General features: G+C 70.3%; 30 protein-coding genes. 11 read left to right on the top strand and 19 right to left on the bottom strand.

Features of this window, described 5'->3' with window-relative positions:
* Positions 1-249 precede the first annotated feature (249 nt).
* Together G3576_RS17925 and recO are read right to left on the bottom strand one after the other, a co-directional pair.
* A complete protein-coding gene (locus G3576_RS17925) occupies positions 250-1,464 on the bottom strand; it encodes an MFS transporter (protein ID WP_164695810.1) in 1,215 nt (404 codons plus the stop codon).
* A gap of 86 nt (positions 1,465-1,550) precedes the next feature.
* Entirely contained in the window at positions 1,551-2,276 is a 726-nt protein-coding gene (gene recO / locus G3576_RS17920; RefSeq protein WP_164695809.1) for a DNA repair protein RecO, read from the bottom strand.
* 141 nt (positions 2,277-2,417) lie between these two features.
* Here recO and G3576_RS17915 point away from each other — a divergent pair, with 141 nt between their 5' ends.
* Both G3576_RS17915 and G3576_RS17910 read left to right on the top strand, forming a co-directional pair.
* Positions 2,418-3,008 carry a YcbK family protein gene (locus tag G3576_RS17915; RefSeq protein WP_164695808.1) on the top strand — a complete coding sequence of 197 codons (591 nt, stop codon included), beginning with the start codon at positions 2,418-2,420 and terminating at the stop codon, positions 3,006-3,008.
* Between the two features lie 473 nt (positions 3,009-3,481).
* Positions 3,482-3,730 carry a hypothetical protein gene (locus G3576_RS17910; RefSeq protein WP_164695807.1) on the top strand — a complete coding sequence of 83 codons (249 nt, stop codon included), beginning with the start codon at positions 3,482-3,484 and terminating at the stop codon, positions 3,728-3,730.
* Positions 3,731-3,759: 29 nt separating this feature from the next.
* Here G3576_RS17910 and era read toward each other — a convergent pair whose 3' ends face one another.
* The 7 genes from era to G3576_RS17875 all read right to left on the bottom strand — a co-directional run bounded on the left by era (position 3,760) and on the right by G3576_RS17875 (position 9,886).
* Positions 3,760-4,668, bottom strand: coding sequence for a GTPase Era (gene era, locus G3576_RS17905; RefSeq protein ID WP_164695806.1), 909 nt, complete (start codon positions 4,666-4,668; stop codon positions 3,760-3,762).
* The gene (gene rnc, locus G3576_RS17900) at positions 4,665-5,360 is read right to left on the bottom strand and encodes a ribonuclease III (protein WP_328729304.1); all 696 of its coding nucleotides are present in this window, start codon (positions 5,358-5,360) and stop codon (positions 4,665-4,667) included. Before rnc ends, era begins: the two co-directional genes overlap by 4 nt.
* Entirely contained in the window at positions 5,357-6,112 is a 756-nt protein-coding gene (gene lepB / locus G3576_RS17895; RefSeq protein WP_164695805.1) for a signal peptidase I, read from the bottom strand. The genes rnc and lepB overlap by 4 nt, the downstream gene beginning before the upstream one ends.
* Before the next feature lie 90 nt (positions 6,113-6,202).
* Positions 6,203-6,652: a holo-ACP synthase gene (acpS, locus tag G3576_RS17890; RefSeq protein WP_164695804.1), complete on the bottom strand. Its 450-nt coding sequence runs from the start codon at positions 6,650-6,652 to the stop codon at positions 6,203-6,205.
* Positions 6,653-6,655: 3 nt separating this feature from the next.
* A complete protein-coding gene (locus G3576_RS17885) occupies positions 6,656-8,899 on the bottom strand; it encodes a RelA/SpoT family protein (protein ID WP_164695803.1) in 2,244 nt (747 codons plus the stop codon).
* 64 nt (positions 8,900-8,963) lie between these two features.
* A complete protein-coding gene (gene rpoZ / locus G3576_RS17880) occupies positions 8,964-9,359 on the bottom strand; it encodes a DNA-directed RNA polymerase subunit omega (protein ID WP_164695802.1) in 396 nt (131 codons plus the stop codon).
* Between the two features lie 167 nt (positions 9,360-9,526).
* Positions 9,527-9,886, bottom strand: coding sequence for a hypothetical protein (locus G3576_RS17875; protein WP_164695801.1), 360 nt, complete (start codon positions 9,884-9,886; stop codon positions 9,527-9,529).
* Here G3576_RS17875 and G3576_RS17870 point away from each other — a divergent pair.
* Entirely contained in the window at positions 9,873-10,469 is a 597-nt protein-coding gene (locus tag G3576_RS17870) for a hypothetical protein (RefSeq protein WP_164695800.1), read from the top strand. The two genes, G3576_RS17875 and G3576_RS17870, sit on opposite strands and share 14 nt — an antisense overlap.
* A 4-nt stretch (positions 10,470-10,473) precedes the next feature.
* Here G3576_RS17870 and folK read toward each other — a convergent pair whose 3' ends face one another.
* Positions 10,474-10,992: a 2-amino-4-hydroxy-6-hydroxymethyldihydropteridine diphosphokinase gene (folK, locus tag G3576_RS17865; protein WP_164695799.1), complete on the bottom strand. Its 519-nt coding sequence runs from the start codon at positions 10,990-10,992 to the stop codon at positions 10,474-10,476.
* A gap of 77 nt (positions 10,993-11,069) precedes the next feature.
* Between folK and G3576_RS17860 the strand changes: the two genes are divergently transcribed.
* From G3576_RS17860 to G3576_RS17850, 3 genes are read left to right on the top strand one after another with little or no spacing between them, the layout of a single operon-like run.
* Positions 11,070-11,702 carry a LabA-like NYN domain-containing protein gene (locus tag G3576_RS17860; RefSeq protein ID WP_164695798.1) on the top strand — a complete coding sequence of 211 codons (633 nt, stop codon included), beginning with the start codon at positions 11,070-11,072 and terminating at the stop codon, positions 11,700-11,702.
* Positions 11,699-12,346 carry a uracil-DNA glycosylase gene (locus tag G3576_RS17855; RefSeq protein ID WP_164695797.1) on the top strand — a complete coding sequence of 216 codons (648 nt, stop codon included), beginning with the start codon at positions 11,699-11,701 and terminating at the stop codon, positions 12,344-12,346. The genes G3576_RS17860 and G3576_RS17855 overlap by 4 nt, the downstream gene beginning before the upstream one ends.
* An 18-nt stretch (positions 12,347-12,364) precedes the next feature.
* Positions 12,365-13,036: a hypothetical protein gene (locus tag G3576_RS17850; RefSeq protein WP_164695796.1), complete on the top strand. Its 672-nt coding sequence runs from the start codon at positions 12,365-12,367 to the stop codon at positions 13,034-13,036.
* Between the two features lie 143 nt (positions 13,037-13,179).
* Here the strand turns inward: G3576_RS17850 and G3576_RS17845 are convergent, their stop codons facing one another.
* From G3576_RS17845 to dapA, 5 genes are all read right to left on the bottom strand, one after another.
* Entirely contained in the window at positions 13,180-13,737 is a 558-nt protein-coding gene (locus G3576_RS17845; protein WP_164695795.1) for a glutathione peroxidase, read from the bottom strand.
* On the bottom strand, positions 13,730-14,401 hold the full coding sequence (locus G3576_RS17840) for a sulfite oxidase-like oxidoreductase (protein WP_164695794.1): 672 nt from the start codon (positions 14,399-14,401) through the stop codon (positions 13,730-13,732). The genes G3576_RS17845 and G3576_RS17840 overlap by 8 nt, the downstream gene beginning before the upstream one ends.
* A 60-nt stretch (positions 14,402-14,461) precedes the next feature.
* Positions 14,462-15,238, bottom strand: a complete 777-nt coding sequence (locus tag G3576_RS17835; protein WP_207622887.1) for an alpha/beta hydrolase family protein — start codon at positions 15,236-15,238, stop codon at positions 14,462-14,464.
* A gap of 381 nt (positions 15,239-15,619) precedes the next feature.
* Positions 15,620-16,105 (bottom strand): SsrA-binding protein SmpB, encoded by a 486-nt coding sequence (gene smpB / locus G3576_RS17830; RefSeq protein WP_164695792.1) that lies wholly within the window; start codon positions 16,103-16,105, stop codon positions 15,620-15,622.
* A gap of 28 nt (positions 16,106-16,133) precedes the next feature.
* Positions 16,134-17,012 (bottom strand): 4-hydroxy-tetrahydrodipicolinate synthase, encoded by an 879-nt coding sequence (gene dapA, locus G3576_RS17825; protein ID WP_164695791.1) that lies wholly within the window; start codon positions 17,010-17,012, stop codon positions 16,134-16,136.
* Between the two features lie 131 nt (positions 17,013-17,143).
* Between dapA and G3576_RS17820 the strand changes: the two genes are divergently transcribed.
* The 5 genes from G3576_RS17820 to G3576_RS17800 are packed head-to-tail and all read left to right on the top strand — an operon-like array spanning position 17,144 to position 22,263.
* Positions 17,144-19,102: a lytic transglycosylase domain-containing protein gene (locus tag G3576_RS17820; RefSeq protein ID WP_164695790.1), complete on the top strand. Its 1,959-nt coding sequence runs from the start codon at positions 17,144-17,146 to the stop codon at positions 19,100-19,102.
* On the top strand, positions 19,099-19,932 hold the full coding sequence (locus G3576_RS17815; protein WP_164695789.1) for an alpha/beta fold hydrolase: 834 nt from the start codon (positions 19,099-19,101) through the stop codon (positions 19,930-19,932). Before G3576_RS17820 ends, G3576_RS17815 begins: the two co-directional genes overlap by 4 nt.
* Positions 19,929-20,375, top strand: coding sequence for a phosphatidylglycerophosphatase A family protein (locus G3576_RS17810; protein ID WP_328729301.1), 447 nt, complete (start codon positions 19,929-19,931; stop codon positions 20,373-20,375). Before G3576_RS17815 ends, G3576_RS17810 begins: the two co-directional genes overlap by 4 nt.
* Complete coding sequence (locus tag G3576_RS17805) at positions 20,375-20,866, top strand: CinA family protein (protein WP_164695788.1); 492 nt, start codon at positions 20,375-20,377, stop codon at positions 20,864-20,866. Before G3576_RS17810 ends, G3576_RS17805 begins: the two co-directional genes overlap by 1 nt.
* A gap of 2 nt (positions 20,867-20,868) precedes the next feature.
* On the top strand, positions 20,869-22,263 hold the full coding sequence (locus tag G3576_RS17800; protein ID WP_164695787.1) for a dipeptidase: 1,395 nt from the start codon (positions 20,869-20,871) through the stop codon (positions 22,261-22,263).
* A 206-nt stretch (positions 22,264-22,469) separates the two neighbouring features.
* Here the strand turns inward: G3576_RS17800 and G3576_RS17795 are convergent, their stop codons facing one another.
* From G3576_RS17795 to G3576_RS17780, 4 genes are all read right to left on the bottom strand, one after another.
* The gene (locus G3576_RS17795; RefSeq protein ID WP_164695786.1) at positions 22,470-23,537 is read right to left on the bottom strand and encodes a threonine aldolase family protein; all 1,068 of its coding nucleotides are present in this window, start codon (positions 23,535-23,537) and stop codon (positions 22,470-22,472) included.
* A 72-nt stretch (positions 23,538-23,609) separates the two neighbouring features.
* Entirely contained in the window at positions 23,610-24,218 is a 609-nt protein-coding gene (locus G3576_RS17790; RefSeq protein ID WP_164695785.1) for a hypothetical protein, read from the bottom strand.
* Complete coding sequence (locus G3576_RS17785) at positions 24,218-25,741, bottom strand: amidohydrolase family protein (RefSeq protein WP_164695784.1); 1,524 nt, start codon at positions 25,739-25,741, stop codon at positions 24,218-24,220. Before G3576_RS17785 ends, G3576_RS17790 begins: the two co-directional genes overlap by 1 nt.
* Positions 25,742-25,813: 72 nt before the next feature.
* The gene (locus G3576_RS17780) at positions 25,814-26,473 is read right to left on the bottom strand and encodes a glutathione S-transferase family protein (protein WP_164695783.1); all 660 of its coding nucleotides are present in this window, start codon (positions 26,471-26,473) and stop codon (positions 25,814-25,816) included.
* Positions 26,474-26,542: the final 69 nt, after the last annotated feature.

Raw genomic sequence — 26,542 nt, 5'->3', positions numbered from 1 at the left:
GAGGGGCTGCGCGCCCCTCTCCGGACCTCTCCCGCGCCAGGGGCCTCGGGCCCCTGGACCGCGAGGTTTTCATCGGAAGGCGAGAGAGGGGCCCTGCGGTCGCGTCGAACATGCGCGCGCATCGGGCCCCTCTCTCGCCTTCCGATCAATTCATGGGTTCAAAGGGCCCGCTGGCCCTTTGCGGGGAAGGGGTCTGGGGAAGGGGCGGAGCCCTTTCCCCAGGGGCCACCGCCGCAACGCCCCGGGACGTCACGCCGTCGCGGGGCGCGCCTTCGGTCCGCGCGGGATCGACGCCAGGATTTGCAGGGTGCCGGCGGTGAGGCCCATGCCGACGCCGAGTTGCCAGGCGAGGGTGTAGGAGCCGAGGGCGTCGAAGATCAGGCCGCCGCCGAAGGCGCCGAGGAAGCTGCCGAGCTGGTGGCTGAAGAAGGCGAAGCCCTGGATCATGGCCTGCCATTGCAGGCCGAACATCTCCACGACGGCGCCGGAGATGAGGGGTGCGACGCCGAGCCAGAGGAATCCCATGATGGCGGCGAAGACCAGGGTGGAGGTGGGGCTGGGCGGTGTCGCGAAGTACCAGGCCAGCACGAGGGATCGCGTGACGTAGATCAGGCCGAGCAGCAGGGTCTTGGACCAGCGTCCGCCTGCCCAGCCGAAGAACAGGCTGCCGACGACGTTGAAGGCCGCGATGACGCCGAGCGCGGTGGCGCCCAGCATCGGGTCGAGCCCGCAGAGGGTGAGGTAGGAGGGCAGGTGCGTGGTGAGAAAGACGAGCTGCAGGCCGCAGACGAAGTAGGCCCCGGCCATGATCATGAAGGAGCCGTGGCTGAGCGCGGCGCGTGTCGCGACGAGGGCGGAGACGTCGCCGCCGCGGGCGGGCGGCACCGGGGTGGCGTCCACGCGGCCGGCGATCCAGGCAGCGGGCAGCAGGCAGAGGGCGAGGAGCATCAGCCCGGTGACGCCCGCGCGCCAGTCGAAGGCGTCCATCAACCCCTGCGCGATGGGGGCGGACATCAGCGGCCCGGTGGACCCCAGGGCAGAGACCAGGCCGAGGACGGTGCTGCGGGAGGCCGTGGGCACGGGGCGGGAGGCCACGGCCATGGCCATGCCGGAGGCGGTGGCGGCCAGCGCGATGCCGACCAGCAGCCCCGCGCCGAGCATGACGGCGAAGCTGCCCTCCGCCTGGCCGAAGATGGCGAGCCCCGCGGCGTAGGTGACGCCGCCGGCCAGCATGGTGGGCCGGAAGCCGAAGCGGCTGGCGACGGCGCCGGCGAAGGGCTGGGCGATCCCCCAGACCAGGTTCTGCATGGCGATGGCCAGGGTGAAGTCGGCGACGGCGATGCCGAGGTCCTTGGTCACGGGTTGCAGGAAGAGCCCGAGGCTCTGCCGCATGCCATTGGCGAGCGCCAGCGCGAGCGCCGCCGCGATCAGGATGGGGATGGCCGCGCGGGGGATGCTTCGCATGCCGGAAGCGTCGCCCGCGGAAGGATGTTCCACAAGGCGGGAGGCGTTGCGCGCAGGGCTTCCCCGGGCAGCAGGCGGTGCATGGGTCAGGTGGCGGCCGCGACCCGGTCCAGCAGCATCTCCCGCGCCGCGGGCAGTCCCTTGTGCTGCACGCCGAAGACGTCGCGCGCCAGGAAGTGGCCGGTCAAGCGCAGCCCGGCCGCCCAGTCGGCCGCGGTGGACGGCCCTTGTCCGAGGAGAAAGCGCGGCAGCGGCAGCAGCCGGTCGCGCCATTCGCCGGCCGCGGGTTCGGAGACGGCGCGGCCGCTGCGGGGCGAGACGAAGGCCAGATCCTCCGTGCCCCCCGTGACGGCGCAGCGCGCCAGGTCCAGCCCGTAGCCGAGTTCGGCGAGCAGATCGGCCTCCCACCGCACCAGGTCGGGCAGCGCGAGGGCGGTGTCGCGCGCCAGCGTCGCCACGAAGGCAACCAGGCCGTGGAAGATGCGGGGATGGGCTTCCCGTTCAGGCAGCGCGCCCTCCGCCACCGCGCAGGCGGCGCGCAGCGCGGCGAGCGCGAGGGGGTCTTCCATGGCCAGCGCCGCGGCGGGATGGACCATCTCCGCGCTCATCGCGCCGAGCTGGTCGGCCAGGCGCCCCACCCAGCGCGCCTCCACCAGATTCCCCGCCTGCCACAGCGCCGCCTGGCCGCGGGAGGTGCCGCCCTTGGCCAGGCCCGCGTGGCGGCCATGGGCTTCCGTCATGACGGAGACGATGGCGCCGCCCTCGCCATGCGGGCGGACATCGAGCACCACGGCGGGGGCATCCCATTCCATGGGCAACGGGGTTCCACATCGCGGGCGCCGGGGCAAGATTCGTCGTGGCTGTTGCCGCCGCGCCGCAGATCGTGAGCATGCGTGCGGTGCCGAGGGCGTGAGCGGCGGGCTCATTCGCCCGCGCCGGCGCTTATCCCCGCCATGAAGCGACGCCTCCTCCTGCTCGGCGCCGGGGTCTTCACCCTGGCCGCTCCTTCCCTCCATGCCGCCACCCCCCGCCGATTGTCCCTCCGCCACGCCCATACCGGCGCGCGGTTCGAGGGCCCCTGGCATGACGGCACCGCCCCCGATCCCGGCGCCATGATTGAGCTCTCTGCCGTGCTCGCGGACAGCGCGACCATCCGTCCGCGCCCCTTCGACGCCCAGGCGCTTGGCATCCTGGCCGATGTGGCGGAGGCCGCGCGGCTCTCGGGCCCCCTGGTGGTGCGATCGGGCTACCGGACGCCGGCGATCAACGCGGCGGTGCATGGGGCGGGCGACAGCCAGCACCTCCGTGCCGGCGCGATCGACCTGGAGGTCGCACCCGCCCGCGTGCAGCAGGTTGCAGGGTTGGCGCGCGGCCTGAACCGGGGCGGCGTCGGCGTCTATCCGCGGCGCGGCTTCGTGCACCTGGATAGTGGCCCGGTGCGGCACTGGAACGGGGACGTGCCGGGCGGCAGCGTCGCCGCGCCGGTCGAGGACCGCATCGGCCGCATCGCGGAGGCCTGGCGGAACCAGGGCGGGCGGCGCTGAAGCGAGTCGCGCTCCCTACTGATCGGAATTAACTTAAACGGGCAGTAAAGCTCGAATTTCACCCATGTATTTCCGCAGCGGCGCCCAATATACGAGCATGATAGCAACACCGGCCCAGAATACCAAGAAGAGCCACGGCGTAAAATGAAACACACGCACCCCTGGAGTTTCACCGATCGCGGGCGCTCCGACGTATTTCAAGTTTCGACCATCGGTAAGACCCGGCAGAAGAAAAGCCTTTGGGTACTCGGAGACGACATTCTGCACGTACGATTGCTTGAGCGATTCGATAGCATTCGACGCCCGACTGACGATGCTGACACCGTAAGCGCTATACGCTCGACGATGCTGACACCGTAAGCGCTATACGCTATTGAGCAAACAACGAGCCAGCCGATAAAAAACTCGAACTGGTCTAGGGAACTGGTAAGCTCAGTCGGAACTTCGGGAGGAGATTTTGCAGGATCACGTAGATGGATTTTTTCCTTCACCTCGATCCACTTTCCGGCGGCGATGCCCAACGCGGCAAGACTGAACGATTGGACAGTCACAAGCCAGCCGATGCGATTGTTGATCAAGCCATCTTCGTGCTTGATATAGTCACGATACGCAGCGTGAAGCTTGATGGCCATTTCAAGGTCAGCGGACGGGTCCGCTCACCGATGTGGAAGTGGCATTGGAATGGGATCCGCCAGCACCTGATCGACATCGTATCGAACTGAGAAAGCGGCGCAATAGCGGCATCATCTTTCTACCCCGGGTCGTCCAGCCCCAGCGCCCGTATGCGCCCGCCTTCCTCGTCCCAGCCCGCGCGTTCCTTGACATTGACGAAGAGGTGGATGCGCCGCTCCAGCAGCGCCTCCAGCTCCTTCCGCGCGGCCTGGCCAATCGACTTCACCTTGGCCCCGCCATCGCCGATCAGGATGCCCTTCTGGGTGGCGCGCGTGACGTAGATCGTCACCTCGATCCGCGCGCTGCCATCCTTGCGCTCCTGCCAGGCCTCGGTCTCGACCGTCGCGTGGTGGGGCACTTCCTCATGCGTCTGGCGCAGCACCTGCTCCCGCACGATCTCGGCGGCCAGCATGCGCTGCGGCAGGTCGGAGAGGTCATCCTCCGGGAACAGGTAGGGCCCTTCCGGCAGGTTCGCGGCCAGCACGGCCTTCACCCGGTCGAGCCCCCTGCCCTTCAACGCGCTGACCATGAAGGTCTCGGCGAAGGGGACGATGTCGTTGAGGTCCTTGGCCAGCGGCAGCAGCCGCGGCGGCTCCACCAGATCGGCCTTGTTCAGCAGCAGCATGAGCTTCCGCCCGCTGCCCTTCAGCTTCTCCGCGATGGCGCGGACCTCATCCGTCAGCCCGGCGCGGGCATCGACGATCAACACGGAAAGGTCAGCATCCTGCGCGCCGCCCCAGGCGGCCGCGACCATCGCGCGGTCCAGCCGCCGGCGGGGCGCGAAGATGCCGGGGGTATCGACCAGGATGATCTGTGCCCGCCCCTCCATCACCACGGCGCGGATGCGGAAGCGCGTCGTCTGCGGCTTCGGCGAGACGATGGTGACCTTGGTGCCCGCCAGCGCATTCACCAGCGTGGACTTGCCGGCATTGGGCGCGCCGACGATGGCGACCAGGCCGCAGCGCGTGGGTTCGGACGTCTCGTTCATTTGGCCCCCAGAAGTGCCAGAAGCCGTTCGGCCGCGGCCTGTTCGGCCGCGCGCTTGTTCTCGCCCTGCCCCTCGGCCTCCTTCCCCGCCGCGATCGCGCGGACGGTGAAGACCGGGTGGTGGGACGGGCCGGATGCGCCCACCGCCAGGTATTCCGGCAGCCCGAGGCCGCGCCCCAGCGTCCATTCCTGCAGCCGCGACTTGGGCGAGGAAGGCGGCTTCACCGGGGCTTCCAGCGCCGCATCCCATTCGCGGCGGATCAAGGCGCGCGCCGGTTCCAGCCCGCCATCGAGGTAGATGGCCCCCAGCACCGCCTCCAGCGCGTCCGACAGGACGGAGGGGCGGTTGCGGACGCCGGACTTCTCCTCATTCGGCGTGACGCGCAGCGCCGCGGCCACGCCGAGCGCCATGGCCACCCGCGCCAGCTGGTCCTGCGCCACCAGCACCGCGAGCCGCTTGCCGAGGTCCCCTTCCCGTTCCTTCGGGAAGCGCTCCGCCAGCCATTCGGCCATCACCAGCGCCAGAACGCGGTCGCCCACGAACTCCAGCCGCTCATTCGAATCGAGCATGGACCGCTTCGGGTCTGCGGCGGAGCGGTGCGTCAGCGCGTGGAGCAGAAGCTCGGGCTTGTGGAAGCGGTGCGGCAGCCGCGCCGCCAGCGCCTCCACGGGGTCTTCGCCGGACAGAGTCACCGGACGGCGCTGAACAGCCGGCTCCAGCGGATGGCGGTCGGCCAGGCCCAGAACTCCCAGATGCGGGCGGAGCCATCGACGGAGAAGAAGATGAACTCGGCCCGTCCCACCAGGTTCTCGACCGGCACGAAGCCCACGCCGTTGCGCTGCTCGCGGCTGTCCAGGCTGTTGTCCCGGTTGTCGCCCATGGCGAAGACATGCCCCTCGGGCACCCGGAACTCGATGGTGTTGTCGTAGATCTGGTCGTCCGACATCTCGAGGATGTTGTGGACATGCGGCTCGACGCCGGGCTGCGGCGGCAGGAACTCCCGGTATTCGCGCACCACGATGCGGGGGCCGTCGCCCTCCACCGTATAGGGGCCGATCAGCTCCCGCCGCACGGGCTGGCCGTTCAGGTGCAGGACGCCGCCCCGGACCTGCACGCGGTCGCCCGGCAGGCCGACGATGCGCTTGATGTAGTCGGTGGAATTGTCCCGCGGCAGCTTGAACACCGCGACGTCGCCGCGGGCCGGAAGGCTGCCGAAGATGCGGCCCTGGAACAGGTTCGGGCTGAAGGGCATGGAATGCCGCGAATAGCCGTAGCTGTACTTGGACACGAAGAGGTAGTCGCCCACCAGCAGCGTCGGGATCATGCTGCCGGAGGGGATGTTGAAGGGTTCGAACGCGATGGTGCGGATGCCGATGGCGATCAGCCCCGCATAGACCACGGTCTTGGTGGATTCGAGCCAGCCGCCCGTCTGCTTCTTGACCATGGAGGGAGTTTTCGCGGGCATCCTATCGCACAACCCCCGTGTCGGGGGTGTCGCTGCGGCCCCGGATAGAGCCTGCCCACCCCTGCCCTGTCAAGGAACCGCGATCCCCGGCGCGCTCGTTGGCATCGCCATGCGCGGCAGCGGCACGGCGGTGATGATCACCATCGCCTGGGCGTAGGGAAACTCATCCGTCATGGTCAGCGCCACATGGCTGACCAGGCCGGGCGGCGTGATCTGCGCCAGCCTGGCCGCCGCGCCGCCCGTCATGCGCAGCGTCGGCTGGCCGGAGGACAGGTTCACCACGCCGAGGTCGCGCCAGAAGACGCCCTGCCGGAAGCCGGTGCCCAGCGCCTTGGAGGCTGCCTCCTTCGCCGCGTAGCGCTTGGCGTAGGTGGCGGCGCGGATCTTCTCCGTCCGCCGCTCCGCCTTGGCGCGCTCCGCGGGGGTGAAGATGCGGTTCAGGAAGCGGTCGCCGAAGCGCTCGATCGTCTTCTCGATCCGCCGGATGTCCAGGATGTCGCTGCCGAGGCCGATGATCACGCCCTACCCCTTCGCCCGCTCGGCCTGGGTCACGACCTGCAGGCCGCGGAGTGCCGCGATGATGTTGCCGAGGTGGCGGAGGTCCTTCACCTCCACGTCGATGGCGATCTCCTGGAAGTCCAGGCCGCGATGGACGATCCGCATGTTATCGATGGCGCCATCCTGCCGCGCCACCGCATCCGTGATGGCGGAGAGCGCGCCGCGGTCATTGGCCGTCACCACGTCGATCCGCCCGACATGGCCGGTGCCCGCACCGCCCGCATAATCCCAGTCGATGTCGAGGAAGCGTTCCGGGCTGTCGGCGAAGGAGGAGAGGTTGGGGCAATCCGTCTTGTGGACCGTGACACCCTTGCCGGTGGTGACGATGCCGAGGATGCGGTCGCCCGGCACCGGGTGGCAGCACCCCGCGAAGTTCACCTGCATGCCCGCGACGAGCCCCGTGACACCCATGGAGACGTCGCGGCGATTGCCCTTGCCCGGCGGCGGCAGCGGCACGGCCCGAGGGCGGGAGCGGGCGATCGGCAGCACGTCCTGCGGCCGCGGCGGGCCACGCAGCTCCGGATAGACAGCCAGCACCACATCCTTCGGGCTGACGGCGCCGGAGGCGACGACGATGCAGAGATCCTCGAAGCTCGGCTGCTTCAGCGCCTTCAGCGCGGGCTCCAGCGCCTTCTCGCTGAACTCCACGCCTTCCTGGCGGAAGGCCTTGGCGATGGCGGCGCGGCCTTCCTGCTGCTGGGCCTGGCGCTGCTCCGCATGCATGAAGCGCCGGATGCGCGCCCGCGCCTTGCCGGTGACGACGAAGCGTTCCCATTGCGGGTTCGGCGTGCCGCCGCGCGCCGTGATGATCTCGACCTGGTCGCCATTCTCCAGCGGCGTGCGCAGCGGCTTGATCTGGCCGTTGATCTTGGCGCCCACGCATTGGTCGCCGACCTGGCTGTGCACCTGGTAGGCGAAATCGACGCAGGTGGAGCCGCGCGGCAGCGCGATCAGGTCGCCCTTCGGCGTGAAGCAGAAGACCTGGTCGCGGTGCAGCTCCAGCCGCGTGGCATCGAGGAATTCCTGCGGCTCGGCGGCCTGTTCCAGGATGTCGAGCAGCGCCTTCACCCAGGGGAACTTGCCGCTGTCCTTCGCGACCTGCCCGCCCTGCTTGTAGATCCAGTGCGCGGCCACGCCGTATTCCGCGACCTCATGCATCTCCCGCGTGCGGATCTGCACCTCGATCTTGGCATTACGCTTGTCCGGCACCGTCACGCCGGTGTGGATGGACTGGTAGCCATTGGGCTTGGGGGTGGAGATGTAGTCCTTGAACCGCCCGGGAACCACGCGATAGGCGGAATGGACGGCGCCCAGCGCCGCGTAGCAGGCGGCCTTGTCCGGCACGATGACGCGGAAGGCCATGATGTCCGAAAGCTGCTCGAACTCCACCTTCTTGCCGTGCATCTTCAGCCAGATGGAGTAGGGCGACTTCTCCCGCCCCGTCAGCTCCTGCACCTCCACGCCCGCCTCGCGGAAGACGTGGTTCAGGTCGTCCCTGATCTCGTCGATCAGGTCCGCGCCCTGGCCGTAGAGGAAGGCGCGGCGGGCGGCGATGGTCTGGAAGGCGTCGGGATCGAGCTCCCGGAAGGACAGCGTCTCCAGCTCCGTCTTCAGCGCATCCATGCCGATGCGCTCCGCGAGGGGCGCGAAGATGTCCATCGTCTCCCGCGCCGTCTTGCGGCGACGGTGTTCCTGCGGGACGAAGTGGAGCGTCCGCATGTTGTGCAGCCGGTCCGCCAGCTTAACCAGCAGCACGCGGATGTCCTCGCTCATCGCGAGGACGAGCTTGCGGAAATTCTCGGCCTGCTTGGTGCGCTCGGATTGCAGCTCCAGCCGCGTCAGCTTGGTGACGCCATCCACCAGGCGCGCGACTTCCTTGCCGAATCGCTTCTCGAGGTCGGCGAGGCCGACCTTCGTGTCCTCCGCCACGTCATGCAGCAGGGCCGTGACGATGGAGGCGCTGTCCAGCCGGTATTGCGCCAGGATGCGCGCGACGGCGACGGGATGGGTGATGTAGGGGTCGCCATTGTCGCGCTTCTGGCCTTCATGCGCGGCCTTGGCGGTGGCGTAGGCGGCCTCGATCGTGGCGGCCTCGGCGCGGGGGTCGTAGGCGACCACATCGCGGGCGAGGTCGGCGCCCGTGCTGTCGGAGAGGCCCGCGGCGAGGCCCTCCGGCGCGAAATTGGGGTGCTGGCCGGGCGCGTTCATGCCCGGCCTCCCGGGGCCGTTGCTGGGGTCGCGGGGGCGACGCCCCCGCGGCAGGCTTCCGGGGTCAGCGCTTCCCGCCGAGCTCGGCGGCGATGGCCGCCTCGATGTCGTCGGCCGAGAGGTCCTCGAGGCCGGCGCCGTCGGTCACCTGTTCCTCGTTCACGTCCATCACGCCGAAGATGTTCTCGTCGGTGGCGATGAGGTCGAGGACCTCCTCCTCCGCCGGCTCCGGCTCCGGCGCGCGCTGCAGCGACTTGACCAGGTCGGCCTGCAGCAGGTCGAGGTCGACGGTGGCGTCCGCGATCTCCCGCAGCGCCACGACGGGGTTCTTGTCGTTGTCGCGCTCGACCGTCAGTTCCTCGCCCCGGCTGATGTTGCGGGCGCGCTGGGCTGCGTGCAGCACCAGTTCGAAGCGGTTGGGCACCCGAAGGATGCAATCCTCGACCGTGACGCGTGCCATGGCGGCTCCAGTTCCGTAACCCGCGGGGTCAGTCGGGCCCGGCCCGGCGCGGATGCGCGCGGACGGACCCCTCCCCGCCTCTGGTGAACCTCCGATCTAGCCATCCGGCCCCCCAGTTGCAAGCCGGTCGATGCAAGCTGCGGGCCGCAAGCCGTCTGCCAGGCGTGTCAGAGAGCGCAGCCGCGCTCCTGCGCAAGCTCACGCAGCCTGGCATTGCGCCTCTCCAGCGCGGCGGCTTCCTGCCTTTGGCTGTCGCCCCCGTCGATGAAGGCGGCGCCCGCGACGCCCATCAGCAGGATCATGCCGACGCTGTCGCGCCCGCGCCGCTCGGCCTCGGCTGCGAGTTCCGGCGCGCGGGCGGTGTTCGTTGCGAGTTCGCCTTGAATATGCGCACAACTCAGGCGATCATCCAGCGTGGACCGTTCCTGGACGGCCTCGACCTGCCGGGCACCGCACCCCGCCACGGCCAGAACGGCGACGCCAGCGACAATCGGGAAGAAGACATTTCGCATCATGACCGCAATCATAACGATCACGGAACGCCGATCCAAGCCCTGGCTCGCGCTCGGCCTGCTGTTTTCCCTGGCTGCCTGCGCCAGCGGGGCCACACCAGGCGCCATGACGGTGCCCCTGTCCGAACAGACGATGATCGCCGACCGATCGGCGCTGCGGCAGGCGGTGCGCGTCGGGACGGTGGGCGGGGGGCAGGAGACCAACCCGCTCTGGGCGTCCCAGGTCTCGAACGGCGATTTCGCGCAAGCGCTGCGGCAGAGTCTTTCCACCCACGCCATGCTGTCCATGGAAAGCGGCGTCTTCCGCCTCGATGCGCAGCTCGTCGCGCTGGACCAGCCCCTGATGGGCCTCGACCTTACCGTCCGCAGCCGCGTGCTCTATCGCCTGACTCGCGTCGAGGGTGGGGCACCGGTCTTCGAGAAGGAGGTCGCGGTCAGTCACAACCAGTCCTTCGGATCCGCCTTCGCCGCCGTGGAACGGCTGCGCCTGGCGAATGAGGGCGCCATCCGCGCCAATATTCGCCAGTTCCTGACGGAACTGGTGGCGGCCGAACGCGCCAGCCCCGCAACCTTCGCCGCGCCGGCCCGGGTTTCCTGACGGCTTACCCCAGCGGCCGCGTCCCCGCCTCTCCCACCGCCGCCAGCAATTGCGCGGCGGTGGTGCCGAGCCGGGGATGCACCCAGCCCGGCGCCACGTCGCACAAGGGCGCGAGCACGAAGGCGCGCTGATGCGCCCGCGGGTGCGGCAGGATCGGGTCTGGTGTGTCCCGCAGCAGCCCATCCATCCCGATGATGTCGAGGTCGAGGGTCCTCGGCGCATTGGGATACGGCCGGACGCGGCCGAAGGCGTCCTCGATCCCCTGCAGGGCCCGCAGCAGCGCCGCCGGAGCCGCTGCCACATCCTGACCGCCTTCGGGCCGCAGCAGCGCCACGCCATTCACGTAGTCCGGTGATGTGGGAGAAGGCGGCACGGGCGCCGTCGCGAACCAGCGGGAAAGGGCACGAAGCCGGTAGCCAGGAAGCCGGTCCAGGGCGGCCGCAGCGCGGCGACAGGTCTCGAGCGCCGGCGAACCATCCAACGCCGGTAGGTTGGCGCCGATGGCGATGATGATCAACTTCATGGGTTTTCCGAACCGAGACGGTGGCGCTGCCACCAGCTTCCGCTATTTTCCACCCTCTTTGAGCGAAAGATCACGCGGTGCAATTCGATTCTCAGGAGAGGCTTGGCCTGTTCATCGACGGGGCGCATCTCTACGCCGCCTCCCGGAACCTCGGCTTCGACGTGGATTACAAGGGCCTCCTCGGCTTCTTCCGGCGGCATGGCAGGCTCATCCGCGCCTCCTACTACACGGCGCTGCTGGAGAATGACGAATATTCGCCGCTGCGCCCGCTGGTCGATTGGCTGGGCTACAACGGCTACAACGTCGTCACCAAGCCGGCCCGCGAATTCACCGATGCCGCCGGCCGCCGCCGCGTGAAGGGCAATATCGAGATCGAGATGGCCGTGGACGTCATGACCCTCGCCCCCCGGCTCGACCATGTCGTGCTGGTGGCGGGCGATGGCGACCTGCGCCGCATGGTGGAGGCGGTGCAGCAGCAGGGGCTGCGCGTCTCCGTGCTGTCCACCATCCGCACCCAGCCCGGCATGGTAGGCGACGAGCTGCGCCGCCAGGCGGACCAATTCATCGACCTCGCCGACCTCGCGCCCGACATCACGCGCCGCCAGATCGAGCCGCGCCCCCGCATGGTGCCCGCGCCCCGCGCGCCGGACCGCAGCCGCGCGACGCCGGCCGAGCCCTTCCGCGACGCGGTGGCGGACCTGCCGGAGTGACGGCTGCGCCTGATGCGGCGGAACCCGGCCGGGACTGTCCGCTCTGCCCGCGCCTCGTCGCCTACCGGCTGGAGAACCGCGCCAGGGAGCCGGGCTGGCACAACGCGCCCGTGCCCAGCTGGGGCGGGCGGGATTCGAGGCTGCTGGTCCTGGGCCTGGCGCCTGGCGTGCGCGGCGCGAACCGCACGGGGCGCCCCTTCACCGGCGACCATGCCGGCAAGCTGCTCTACGCCACGCTGCTGAAGTTCGGCCTGGCGGAAGGCGAGTACCGGGAGGATCCGCGCGACGGCATGGTGCTGAAGGGCGTGCGGATCGTGAACGGCGTGCGCTGCGTGCCGCCGCAGAACCTGCCCACGCCGGCGGAGATCACCACCTGCAACCGCTTCCTGAAGGCCGAACTGGCGGCGCTGACCCGGCTTCGCGCGGTGATCGCGCTGGGGCTGGTGGCGCATAACGCACTGCTCAAGGCCTATGGGCTGCCGATGTCGCGGCTGAAATTCGCCCATGGCGCCGTCCACACCCTGCCGGATGGCCGCCTGCTGGCCGACAGCTACCATGTCAGCCGCTACAATACGAATACCGGCCGGCTCACGACCGAGATGTTCGAAGCGGTAACCGCCGACGTGCTAGCCCGGATCGCGTAGCAGCAAGGGCGATCAGGCGTGGCGGCCGACGGCATCCTGGACGCAATCCGGCGGGGCGAGGCGCGCCTCGGCCCGGCGCTCGATCCCCTGGTGCGGCAGGTCGAGGAGCAGTTGAGGCCTGCGGAGCGCCACGGCCTCGCCCGCATGCTGGAGACCTGGCCCGGCGCGCGCGCTGGCCGGCCCCAACGGCCGGAAGCGCTCGAGGAAGGCCTTGCCGTGCTGCTGGCACAGGCCCAAGGCGCGCGCCGGTCGGACGTATTCGACTCCCTGAAGCCTGCGGCCAAGGCCGGCTCCTTCGGGCTGCTCTGCGGCATCGTCGCCGCCATGGCGGTCGATGTCGTCGCCTATGGCAGCGCCTGGTCGGGGCCGCAGGTGCTGCACTGGGTCCTGTCGGGCACGCCGGCGTTGCTGCTGGGCGCCTTCGGCTACCGCCAGGCCCGACAGCCGACGAGGCGATCCCGCACGCTGTTCCATGGCCTCGTCGCCCTGCCCATCGGCGGGTTCGGCAGCACCATCCTGCTGCTCGCCATCCTGGTCGGCCTGGATGACGGACAGGGCAGATCGGCGCTCGACAGCGTCGATCCCGCCTGGCTCGTCCTCGGCCTTGTCGTCGTCACGCTGCTGGGCGGCGTCGCCACCGCGGCCTGGGCCATGCGGCGGGCCTGGCGGCGGTGGGACGAGGCGCCCTGAGCGTCAGCGCAGGCCGATGAAGCTCAGGATGGCCAGCACGATGACGACGGCGCCGACGATGTAGACGATGCTGTTCATGGGGTTAGCTCCGGGGTGTTGATGCCGCAACAACGACGGTCACCGCGGAAGGTTGCGCCCCCCTGTTACACCAGCGGCCGCCCCTCCAGCGCCGCCTCCACGGCCCGTGTCAGCACCGGGCTGTCCGGCTCTGTGCTCGTCGGGAAGGCCCGCACCGACCGCCCGTCCCGCCCCACCAGATACTTGTGGAAATTCCAGCGCGGCGGGCCGCCGGCACGCCCGGCGAGCCAGGCGAACAGCGGATGCGCCGCCGGGCCGCGCACGCTGGTCAGCGTCGCCATCGGGAAGGTGATGCCGTAGGTGGTCTCGCAGAATTCCTTGATCCGCGCGGCGTCCCGGCTTTCCTGGTTGAAGTCGTTGGACGGCACGCCCAGCACCGCAAAGCCCCGCGCCTCGTAGCGGTCATGCAGGCGCTGAAGGCCCGAATATTGCGGCGTGTAGCCGCAGAAGCTGGCGGTGTTCACCACCATCAGCGCCTTGCCACGGAAGGCCGAAAGCGGCAGCGCCCCGCCTTCCAGGCTCTCCAGCGTGAAGTCGAAGGCGGTCTGCGCCGGCTGGGCGCTGGCTTCCGCCGCCATCAGCAGGGGCGCCGCGAGAATCGCCCGCCTCGATGCCTCACCCATAGCGCTCCTCCGTCCAGGGATCGCCCCGGTTGCTGTAGCCGCGCACTTCCCAGAAACCCGGCCGATCGTCCCGCAGCAATTCGACGCGCGTGATCCATTTCGGGCTCTTCCAGAAATACAGGTGCGGCACCACCAGCCGCACCGGCCCGCCATGCTGGCGTTCCAGCGGCGCGCCGGCCCAGCTATGCGCGAAGAGGTTCTCCGGCCGGGCGAAATCATCCATGGCGAGGTTGGTGGTGTAGCCGTCATAGCTGGTGAGGGCGACGAACCGCGCCTCGTCCTTCGGGCGCGCCATCGCGAGCAGGTCCGGCACCGGCACGCCCTGCCAGCTGTTGTCGTAGCGGGACCACTGCGTGACGCAGTGGATGTCGTTCACCCTCTCCTGTTGCGGCAGGGCCATGAACTCGTCGAGCGTGAGGCGCAGCGGCGCGGCGCACAGTCCCTCCACCCGCAGCCGGAAGTTCGCGCGGTTCACGTCGGGCTGCACGCCGAGGTCGAGGACCGGGAAGTCCGTCACCAGCCGCTGTCCCGGCGGCAGCCTGTCCCGATCCGGCGAGCTGGTCGTGCCGGTCAGCAGGCGGCCATCGCGCGCCCAGCCCTGCTTCGCCTCCACCAGCTTGTCCCGGACCTTGCCGGCCAGCGGGACCTCCTCCTCGTCATCCATGTCGGTGCTCCTCGGCGGCGTTAGGTATCGTTGCGCCGGTGGGATGCAAGGCCAGTGCCATTACTGTGTTGCGGCACGTGGCGCGTAGCCGTTCGCCGTCAGGAAGGCTTCGACGACCGGGCCCCACACCGCGCTGCCGCCCGGCCCGAAGAACAGGGAATGCCCGTCCCGCCCATAGGCCCCCAGCATCTCAAGCTCCGCCGCGCCGCCCGCCGCCGTGAAGGCCTGGTGCATGGCCAAGGCGAGATCGGCATCGAAGAAGCTGTCATTGGCCGTATAGACCCAGAGCATCGGCAGCCTCGCCGTGCGCCCATACTCGCCAGCCGCGGAGACCAGGCGCTCCGGCCGGCAATTGGTGTTGGGCCGCCCCTGCGCCCAGCCTCCCCGCCCCCCCGCCATGCTGACCAGCGCGCCGACCATGGGCGGATCCTCAGCCGCCAGGGCCAGCGCCCCCCAGCCGCCCGCGGATTGCCCCACCACCAGCACGCCATCGGGCCGGATCTCCGGCAGCGCGATGGCAAACTCGATCGCGGCGCGGATGTCCCGTGCCGTTTCCCGCCCCGCCGGTGCATAGAAGGGGTCGGCGCAACGGCCATAGCCCTCTGCCCAGTCGCCGCCGCTCTCGCCATAGCCGCGCCGCAACGGCAGCAGCACCGCGAAGCCGCGGCGGGTGAACCAGGACACCGCCTCCGACCCGCACTCCGCCAGCCGCGCCGTCGCGCGGTCCGACGCCTGGGCCGGCGAGCCATGGTTGACGACGGCCAGCGGCACCACCCCCGGGACGCCAGGCCGGCACAGCTTCACCGTGATGGCCTGGAAGGCGCCCGGGATCGGCACGCTGTGCGTTTCCTCCCGCCCCGCCGGCGCGCCGGCACACCCTGCCAGGACCACCAGAAGAAGGATCGCCCACGCCCGCATCGATGCCCCCGAATCAGCGGGCGGAGCGTGGCGCCGGCGAGGCGCGGATGTCGAGGGGTGGCGCCCGTGGCCGCAGAGAGGGGCTGCGCGCCCCTCTCCGCACCTCTCCTGCGCCAGGGGCGTCGCGCCCCTGGACCGCGAGGCTATCGGTGGATGGAGGGAGGGGCGAGGCGCGCGTTCAAGACCCGCGGTCGCGCGGTGCCCCTCCCTCCATCCACCGATCTCATGGGTCCCAAGGGCCCGCTGGCCCTTGGTGGGTGGGGTGCGGGGAGGGCAACGCCCTCCCTGCGGCAACCCGCGCTACCCCCGGTTCCGCATCAGCCGCGCCTTGTCCCGCTGCCAGTCGCGGTCGGCGATGGAGGCGCGCTTGTCGTGCTTCTTCTTGCCTTCGCCGACGCCCAGCAGGACTTTCGCCATGCCGCGGTCGTTGAAGTGGATCTGCAGCGGCACCAGCGTGATGCCGTCCCGGGCGATGGCGCTGGAGAGGTCGCGCACCTGCTTGCGGTGCAGCAGCAGCTTGCGCGGCCGTCGAGGCTCGAAATTGGCGACGTAGCTTCCCGCCTGCCATTCGGGGATATAGGCGTTGAAGAGGAACATCTCCCCGTCCCGCTCCCCGGCCCAGGCCTCGGTCAGGGTCGCGCGGCCGGCGCGGAGGCTTTTCACCTCTGGCCCCACCAGCATCATGCCGGCCTCGATCGTGTCGCCGATCTTGTAGTCGTAGCGCGCCTTGCGGTTCTGCGAGGCGATGCCGTGGCTGATCAGGCCTTTCTTGCGGGGTTCCGCCATGGTGTCCGGGCGACTGGGCGCGGGGCGCTCAGTTCAGCAGCCCTGCTCCCGTCATCGCGGCGCGCACGCGCGCCTTGGTGGCATCGGCGGTCGGCGCCAGCGGCAGGCGGCAATGGTCCGTGCCACGGCCGAGCAGGCTCGCCGCATACTTCACCGGGCCGGGCGAGGTCTCGCAGAACATCGCGTCATGCACCGGCAGCAGCCGGTCCTGGATGGCGATCGCCTCCGCGATGCGGCCCGCCGCCCAGGCATCATGCATCTCCCGGCACAGCCGCGGCGCGATATTGGCGGTGACGCTGATGCAGCCATGCCCGCCGGCGCCGAGATAGGCGAGTGCCGTGTGGTCCTCGCCGCTCAGCTGACAGAAATCGGGGCCGCAGGCGGCGCGGGTGTGCAGCGGGCGGGCCAGGTTCGCCGTCGCATCCTTCACGCCCACGATGTTCGGGTGCTTCGCCAGGCGCCCCATCGTCTCGACCGTCATGTCGATCACGCTGCGGGGGGGAATGTTGTAGATGATGATGGGCAGGTCCACGGCATCGGCGATCGCCATGAAGTGCAGGTAGAGCCCTTCCTGCGTCGGCTTGTTGTAGTAGGGCGTGACGACCAGCGCGGCATCCGCACCGGCGGCCTTGGCGTGCTTCGTCAGCGCCACGGCTTCCGCGGTGCTGTTGCTGCCCGTGCCGGCGATGACGGGCACGCGGCCACCCGACGCCTTGATGGCGAGATCGACGACCTCGTGGTGTTCCTCATGCGACAGGGTCGGGCTCTCGCCCGTGGTGCCGCAGGGGATGATGCCCTGCGTCCCCTCGGCGATCTGCCATTCGACGAAGTCGGTGAAGGCTTTCGCGTCCAGGGACCCGTCGGCCTGCATGGGCGTGATCAGCGCGACCAGCGATCCCCTGAACATGATCTCTCTCTTATCCGTGGCTCGTGTGAGCCGTGGAACCTAGTGGCGCGGCCGCGCCGGAGCAAGGTCGCCGCAGGGCTCAGGGATGGGGGATGGGGAATCCGGCGCGGATCGGGTTATGGTCCCGGCCCATGCGCCGCATCCTGCTGCTCCTGCCCCTCCTCCTCCCGCTTCCCGCCGCCGCCCAGCCCTGGGCGAGCGAGGGCTCGCGCCTCGCCGGCCGCCAGGCACTGGCGGCTGCGCAGCAGAACCGGTTCCTGGAGGCGGAGAGTCTGGCGCTCGCCGCCGATCCCCTGGCCGCCAAGATCGTCGCCTGGTGGCGGATGCAGGCCCGGGCCTCCGGCGCCAGCGCGCGGGAGGTGGTGACCTGGCTGGAGGAGAACCCCGCCTGGCCCTTCCCGGAGACCATCGCCCGCCGCGCCGAGGAATTGCTGGTGACGGAAGCGGATGACGCGCTGGTGCTGCGCCAGTTCGGCCGCAGCCCGCCCCGGACATTGGATGGCGCGCAGCGCTTCGCCGATGCGCTGGGGCGGGCAGGCCAGGGCGCCCAGGCCGCGCCGATGCTGCGCGCCGCCTGGCGGGACGCGCCGGCGGATGCCGCGGCCGAGGCCGCCTTCCTGGACCGCAACAACCCCATCCTGACCGGGGACGACCATTGGCGCCGCGTGGACCGGCTGATCTGGGAAAACCAGGCCACCGCCGCGGCGCGGACCATGGCGCGGCTGGACGGGACGCGGCGCGCGATCGCGGAGGCGCGACTCGCCTTCCGCGCGGACCGCGATGGCGAGGCACGCGGCCGCGACATCGGGCTCGCGCATGACCGCGCCCGCATGCTCCGCCGCAAGGACCGGGATGCGGAGGCCGCCGCCGTCTGGATCGCGGCGGAACCGCTGCAGCGGGACCTGCCCCCCGAAGCGGCGCGCGCCATCTGGCAGGAACGCCAGATCCTGTCGCGCAAGCTGCTGCGCCTCGGCGATGCCGCCACCGCCTATCGCGTCGCCGCCGGCCATGGCCAGGCGGAGCCCGGCGAGCCGCGGCAGGAGGGCGAGTTCCTCGCCGGCTTCATCGCGCTGCGGCGGCTGAATGACGCGGCGGGGGCGGAGCGGCACTTCGCGCGGGTGGCGGAGGGCAGCGTTTCCGTCATCACCCGCGCCCGCGCGGCCTATTGGCGCGGCCTGGCGCTGGCGGCACAGAACCGCGTGGCGGAAGCGCGCGTGCAGTGGACGGAGGCCGCGGCGCTGCCCACGGCCTATTACGGCCAGCTTGCCAGCCTGGCGCTGGGCGAGGCGCCGGCGCAGATGGCGGCACGCATCTCGCGCCATCCCTCCCCGGCGCCCTCCACCCAGGTGGCCACGGATTTCATCGGGCGGGAGCTGGCGCGGGCGATCATCACGCTGGCCGATCTCGGCCAGTCCGACCGCGCGCGGATCTTCCTGCTGCGCATGGAGGACCTCTCACCCGATGCCGGCGACCGCTGGCTGATCGCGCGGCTCGCCGTCGCGATCCGGCGGCCGGACCATGCCGTCTGGGTCGCGCGCCGGGCCGGCGCCGATGGCGTGATCCTGCTGGAGGATGGCTGGCCCGCCCCCTATCCCGCGCCGGCGGATGGCGCGGAGGCCGCGCTGGTCAACGCCATCACCAGGCAGGAAAGCAATTTCGACATCAGCGCCGTGTCATCGGCCAATGCGCGGGGGCTGATGCAGCTGCTGCCCTCCACTGCGACGCAGGTGGCGCGCCGCCTCGGCATCCCGCACCAGCTCGGCATGCTGACGACGGATGCCGCGCACAACATGCGGCTCGGCAGCGCCTATATCAGCGACATGCTGGCGCGCTATGGCGGCGCGATGCCGCTGGCGGCGGGCGCCTACAATGCCGGGCCGGGGCGCGTCGATGAATGGCTCGGCACCTATGGCGATCCGCGGGTGGCGTCAGGGCCGGATGTGCGCGACTGGATCGAGCAGATCCCCTTCGGCGAGACGCGCAACTACGTGCAGCGCGTCATCGAAAATGTCGTGATCTACCGCGCGAAGAACCCGGAGACGGCATCCCTGCCCCATCCCCTGGCCGCGCTGCTGGAGGGCCGTCCGTGAGGGTTTTCTTCAGTGCCCGGGACGGGCTTCGGCTCTCCGCCCAGGATTTCGCCGGCGACCCCGCGCGGACGCCGATCCTCTGCCTGTCGGGCATCACGCGGAACAGCGACGACTTCGCCGCGCTGGCTGAACGCCATGCCGGCAAGCGGCGGGTGCTCTGCCTGGATCATGTGGGTCATGGGGAGAGCGCACGATCGGATCGCCTCTCCCGCTACGCCATCGAGGAAAGCCTGCGGGACGTGCTGGACGCCATGGCGGCGCTGCATTGCCACCGCGCGGTCTTCGTCGGCACCAGCTTCGGCGGCATCCTGACCATGGTCATGGCGGTGCTGCGGCCGGGCGCGATCGCGGGCGCGGTGCTGAATGATGTGGGGCCGGTGCTGGAACCCGTGGGCCTCGACCACGTCCAGAACTTCGTCGCGCGCGATCCCGCGCTGCCGACGCTGGATCGCTGCGTGGAACATCTCAAGGCATCGCTGCCGCCGCTCACGATCGACGAGGAAGGCTGGCGGCGCTTTGCGGCCGGCACCTATGCGCGGGGCGATGACGGCGGCTGGCATCCGCGATGGGACATCCGTATCGCGCAGGCCATGCAGGGCGGCGGCGCGCTGCCCTCCCTCTGGGGGCCCTTCGGCGCGCTCGCCCACGCGCCGACGCTGCTGCTGCGCGGAGAGCTTTCGGAACTGCTCTCGGTGGAAACGGCGCAGCGCATGAGGGACGAACACCCGAGGCTCGACTTCGTGAACATCCCCGGCACCGGCCACTGCCCGACGCTGGAGGAACCGCTGGCCATCGCCGCCCTGGACCGATTCCTGGACGCCATCCCGTGACGCCCGCCATGCTGGTGGCGACGATGGGCGGCGTCGGCCGGCTGCGCCCCGGCCCCGGCACCTGGGGCAGCCTGGTGGTGCTGCCGCTGGCACTGGCGGGGCCTGGCTGGTGCCTGGGCGTGGCCCTGGTGATCGCCGTGGCCGGCTATTGGGCTGCGGGCCAGGTGCTGAACGAGAGCACGGAGGACCCCGGCTGGTTCGTGGCGGATGAGGGGGCGGGCATGCTGCTGGTGCTCGCCGCCCTGCCCGCGGCCACGCTCCCCGGCGTCTTCCTCGCCTTCGCGCTGTTCCGGGCGCTGGATATCGTGAAGCCCTGGCCCATCTCCTGGGCCGATGCCCAGCCCGGCGCGATGGGCGTCATGCTGGACGACATCGTCGCGGGGCTGATCGGCGCCGCGGGCCTCCTGGCCTTCACCCGCTTCTATCCGGGGATCCTCGATTGATGCTGCCCGACGCCACGCTGGACGATGCCGCCGCGCTGCTGGCCGAGTTGCAATCCGCGCAGGAGACGCTGGCCACGGCCGAAAGCTGCACCGGCGGGCTGATCGCCGCCGCGCTGACCGCCGTGCCCGGCTCCTCCGCCACCGTGCTGGCGGGCTTCGTCACCTACTCCAACGAGGCCAAGGCCAGCATGCTCGGCGTGCCGCCCGCCACGATCGAGGCCGTGGGCGCCGTCAGCGAGGCCGTCGCCCATGCCATGGCGGAGGGCGCCCGTGCCCGTTCCGGCGCCTCCATCGCCGTCTCCTGCACCGGGATCGCGGGGCCCGGCGGCGGATCGGCGGAGAAGCCCGTCGGCCTCGTCTACATCGGCGCCGCCAACGCATCGCTGACGCTGGTGGAGCGCCATGTGTTTCCCGGCGACCGCACGGCGATCCGCGCCGCGACCGTCGCCGCGGCCTTCGCCCTCATCCGACGACTGAAGACCGGAGTGTGAGTATGGACCTGACCGACAAGCTGCTCGCCGCCATCGACAAGGACCACGACGCCGCCGTCGGGCGCCTGGTGGAGTGGCTGCGCATCCCCTCCATCAGCGCGCAGCCCGACCACGCCGCGGATTGCGTGCGCGCCGCCGAATGGGTGCGGGACCAGCTGACCGCCATCGGCTTCACCGCGTCCCTCCGCCAGACGCCGAAGCACCCCGTCGTCGTCGCGCACCATCCTGGCCCCAAGGGTGCCGCCAAGGCCCAGCACCTCCTCTACTACGGCCACTACGACGTGCAGCCGCCGGACCCGCTGGAGCTCTGGACCAGCCCGCCCTTCGAGCCCGTGGTGGTCGATGGCCCGCATGGCAAGCGCGTCGTCGCGCGCGGCGCGGTGGACGACAAGGGCCAGACGCTCATGTGGATCGAGGCGATGCGCGCCTGGCACACCATCGCCGGCGGCCCGCCCTGCGCCATCACCGCCGTCATCGAGGGCGAGGAGGAGATCGGCTCCCCGAACCTCGCCCCCTTCATGGCGGCGAACAAGGCGGAGCTCGCGGCCGATGTCGCCATCATCAGCGATACGGGGATGTGGGACATCGACACGCCGGCACTCTCCACCCGCCTGCGCGGCATGGTCTTCGTGCAGCTCGACATCAAGGCGGCTAACCGGGACCTGCATTCCGGCATGTATGGCGGCAGCGCGCTGAACCCGAACAACCTGATCACGAAGATCCTGGGCGACCTGCACGACAGCGAAGGCCGCGTGCAGCTGCCGGGCTTCTATGACGGCATCCCGGAAGTCTCCCCGGAACTGCGCGCGCAGTGGCAGGCGCTCGGCTTCTCGGAACACGATTTCCTCGGCGCCATCGGGCTCTCCGTGCCGGTCGGCGAGAAGAACCGCGGCGCGCTGGAACGCCTCTGGGCGCGGCCGACCGCCGACATCAACGGCATCTGGGGCGGCTATACCGGCCCGGGCAGCAAGACGGTGATCCCGAGCGAGGCGCATGCAAAGATCACCTTCCGCCTGGTGCCCGGCCAGCACCACGACAAGGTCTTCGATGCCTTCAAGGATTTCGTCCGCGCCCGCCTGCCCGCCGACGCCACCGCCACCTTCCAGGGCGGCAGCGCCAGCCCGGGGATCGAGGTGCCCGCCGACAGCGCCTTCGTCCGTGCCGCCCAGGCCGCGCTGGCCGATGAATACGGCAAGCCCGCCGCGATGATCGGCTGCGGCGGATCGATCCCCGTCGTGTCCTCGATGAAGGACGTGCTCGGGCTCGACACCGTGCTGATGGGCTTCGGACTGGAAGACGACCAGGTGCACAGCCCGAACGAGAAGTTCGACATGCGCTGCTTCCACCAGGGCACCCGCAGCCACGCGCGCCTGCTGGCGCGGCTGGCGTCGGCGTAGCGGCGGGCGGTTGGCGGGGGCGCTGCCCCCGCACCCCCGCTGGGGGGCGTGGCGCCCCCCAGACCCCGCCAGGACTTTACATGCATGAAGCGAGGGGGGCACTTCGGCCCCCCTCGCTTCATGCATCTATTGCCGGTGGTCCAGGGGGCCCTTGCCCCCTGGCAGGGGGTGCAGGGGGACAGCGTCCCCCTGCTGAACCACCACCGCTACGCCCGCGCCAGCGCCCCGCGGATCGCCGTCAGCGCGTCCTCGATCATCGGCGCCGTGACGTCGAGGTGGGTGCAGGCGCGCAGCCTTCCGCCGAGCAGCGACACGGCGATGCCGTCCATCCGCAGGTGGCGCTGCAGCGTCACGGCGTCCATGCCCGTGCCGTTGATGGTGAAGAAGACCAGGTTGGTGTCGGGGTCCTGGACCTCCACGCCCTCGATCTGCGCGAGGCCGCGCGCCAGCGCCTTGGCATTGGCGTGGTCATCGGCCAGGCGGTCGATGTTGTGATCGAGCGCATAGAGGCAGCCGGCCGCGCAGACACCGGCCTGCCGCATCGCGCCGCCCAGCCGCTGCTTCCAGCGCCAGGCCTCGTCGATGAAGTCGCGCGTGCCGCAGAGCACGGCGCCGAGCGGCGCGCCGAGGCCCTTGGTGAAGTCGAGCCAGACGCTGTCATAGCCTGCCGTCATCTCGGCGGCGGAGATGTTGGCCGCGACGCAGGCATTCATCAGCCGCGCGCCGTCCATATGCGTGGAAAGGCCGGCGCCATGCGCGATGTCGGCGATCTCGGCCAGCACGGCGCGGTCCCAGACGGCGCCGCCGCCGGTGTTCGCGGTCTGCTCGACCTCCACCAGGCGCTGCGTCGGCGTGTGGCGCGACTTGCCGCGCAGCGCCCCGCGCAGCGCGTCCGGCGAATACATGCCGCGATCGCCCTTCAGCGGCAGGATCTGCACGCTGCCGAGCGCGGCATGGGCGCCGCCCTCGCTGGTCAGGATATGCGCGGTCTCATGCGCGATGATCTCCTCGCCCGGGCGGCAATGCACGAGGGTGGAGGCGACGTTGCACATGGTGCCGGAGGGCATGAAGACCGCAGCTTCCTTGCCCATCAGCGCCGCCATGCGATCGCACAGCGCATGCACCGTCGGGTCGTCCCCATGCTGCTCGTCACCGACCTCGGCGCGCATCATTGCGTCCAGCATCGCGGCGGAAGGCTTGGTCTGCGTGTCGGAGTAGAGGTTGATGCGGACGGGCGGCGCGCCGGCGGGGGGGCGTTCGGGGGCGTGGACCATGGGTGTTCCGTGCGTGGCTCTGGTTGCCGCGCAGGGTGGCAGGGAATGGGGGGCGGGTGAAGCGGGGTCGCGCTACAGGCAGGGGTTCAGCACGGGATGGCGCGGGATCGACAGCAGGTCGTCCACCATGCGCTGGCGTTCCGCCGGCGGCATGGATCGATAGTTGCGCAGGACGTCACCCACCGGACCGGTCCGGCAGGCATTCGCGAGACGTGTCGGATCCGTTGACGACAACTGGTCACGCATCGGGCGCCTCTGCTGCTCGAGCACCGCCTCCCACTCCGCGCGCGACCGGCGTTCGAGGTCATTCGCCATGATGAAGTCCAGCATGCGCTGCACGGATGCGGCCGTCTCCTGCCTCAGCACGATATCATCGTCGGAGTGGCAGGCTTCGAGCGCCATCTGGACGACGTTCAGCATCATCCAGCTGCACAGGACGGCCCCTCGGCCGGTGCGGTCCACGCCGGCCACGATGGTACGCCCGCCCTGCACCATGCGCGTCATCACAACGCCATTCACCTCTACCGCAACAGGCTGGCCATCGGGGCCCGTCTGCACGATCCGCGCGCCGGGCTGGCGCGCGAAGGTTTCGAACAGGCCTTCGCGCGGCGTCGGCTGCGCCCAGGCTGTGCCGAGGGACAGGCAGCCCGCGGCCAGCAGCGCCAGCCCTGATGCCCGCATCACGAGACGATCGTCTCCAGCCCCGGATTCCGGATGACGTAGCCATAGGCGAGGTTGCTGCGCTCCCCGCCTCTCGCCGCATATTCGGCCTTCGCCTTGGCGACGTTGTCGTGCTGCAGGTCGGCGCGGCGCTGGTAGTTGTACATGCGCGCGCTGGTCTCGCCGAAGATCATGCGCTTGACCGGGCCATCCGCATCACCGAGCGGCGCGAAGCCGTGCTGGCGCTGCATCGCCTCCGGGATCTCGAGCCGCCGCAGCGCCTCGATCTGCCATTGCGGCGATCCCGTCCAGACGGCGTCCGTGCCCCAGACGACGTGATCGGCGCCGAGGCCGCGGATCAGCGTGCCCATCAGCGCGGCGCAGAGCCCGGGCTCGATCACCGTGGTCTGGGCGAAGATCTGGCCGAGGTCGCCATAGACGTTGGTGACGCCATACTTCGACGGGATCTCCGCCAGGTCCGTCGTCCAGTCCACGCGGCCGGTGCGGGCGAACTGCTCCACCCCCGTGCCCGCGCCGCCGCCGCCGGTCCAGCGATAGGCGGAGTGGTAGATGACGAACTTGATCTGCGGCCAGTCCTTCGCCGCCTTGCCGACGTCATCGACGCCGGCGAAGGGCAGCAGATGCGGGAAGCGATCCGTGACCTGCTGCGGATAGAGCCCCTTGTGGACGCAGACGATCCCCTTTCCCGCCCGGAGGATGCGTTCGTAGAAGGGGTACATCAGGCGTTCGTCATCCATCCGCCAGGGATGCTGCGCCAGGTGCTTGTTGGTGTTGTCGCCGACCGTGTAGCCCTTGAAGCTGTCCACGTTCAGCTCCGTGATGCAGCGCTCCACCTCCTCCATCCAGCCGGGCTGGCCGGGGGTGAAGATGCCGTGGCTGAGCACGCGCCGCGTGCCCCCCGCCGCATCGTTCACGCGCTTCCGCGCATCGAACTTCATGTCGTTGGTGAGGAACCAATCGCGCGGATCCTCGCTCGGCGCGCCGCTGATCAGCGCGACCTTGGTGTCGCTGTCGAGGAACATCTCCTTGAACCAGTTCGCCTCCATGAGGCTCTGGATGGTCTGTTCCTCGACCTTGATCTGCGGGTTCCAGCCTGCCCGCCCCACATTCCGCCGCGCCTCCACGAAGGTCATCAGCCGCGTGTCGGGACGCAGGAAATGCGTGTGGACGTCCATGATGAACTGGTCGGCGAGCGTCGCAGCGCGCGCCTCCGCCGCGCCCGGCGTCTGCGCCTCGGCGCGGGAGACGCCGTAGAGCGGCCCGTATTCCTCGTTCATGGCCAGGAACGCAGCCGCCATGCCGGCGGCGGTCTGCAGGTAGCGGCGGCGCGTCATGCCCTGCTTCGGCGCGATCTCATCGGCCATGGCCTTGATCCGCGCCTCGACGCGCTTCTGCCGGTCATTCTGCGGCATGGGCCAGAACTCGTCGGAGGCGATGACCTGCGTCGGGATGGGCGACGGGAACATCGCCTCATCCGCGGGTTGCAGCGCCGCGAGGTCATCCTCGGTCAGGAATCCCGTCATGCCCGTCTCTCCTGGTTGCTTCCCCAGGCACGAGCCTGCCGGAAGCGCCAGGACGCGTTCAAGGAAATCCCGTCATCCGGGACGGCCCAGACAGTGCCGCGCCCAGACCGGCGCGATGGCCGGCCGCGCCGCGACAGCTTCCGCCAGGGCCTGGATGCGCGGCAGGTTCACCGGCACCCACTCCCTCCCCTTCATCCAGCGTGACATGACGGCGAGCGCGATGTCGGCGACGCTGAAGCGAGCACCGAGCAGGAAGGGGCCGCCCGCCACCGGCAGCGCATGCGCCTCGATGATCCGCAGCACGTCCCGCCCCATGGCCAGCGCGTTGTCGCGCGCGGCCTCGACCTGGTCGGGCGCATAGCCGAAGCGGGCCGGATAGTCCCAGCGCGTGACCTGCGGATAGAACTCGCCCGCCAGCAGCGCCATCCAGCGCAGCGCCACGGCGCGCGCCGTCTCGCCGGGCGGCGGCAGAAGCCCGGCCTCGGGGTGCCGGTCCGCCAGCGTCACCAGGATCGCGAGGCTCTCCGTCAGCACCGTGCCATCACCCCCTTGGGCCGGCAGCACCAGCGTCGGCAGGCGGCCCATCGGGTTGATGGCGCGGTACTCCGCGCGCAGCTGGTGGTCGCCCTCCAGCGGAACGTCGCGCAGGTCGACCGGCGCGCCGATCTCGGCCAGCGCCATCTCTGGCATGGCGGAGCCGGAGCCGATATCGCCATGGAGGATATAGGTCATGCCGCAAGCCTCGCCCGGACGCGCCCGGCCGCGCCAGCGCATTTCGTTGATGGCGCGGAGAAGCGGGAT

This window comes from Falsiroseomonas algicola (assembly GCF_011040385.1).
Classification (GTDB): Bacteria; Pseudomonadota; Alphaproteobacteria; order Acetobacterales; family Acetobacteraceae; genus Falsiroseomonas; species Falsiroseomonas algicola.
The sequence above is the reverse complement of the archived record's forward strand: the minus strand, read 5'-3'. Positions and strand labels throughout refer to the sequence as shown.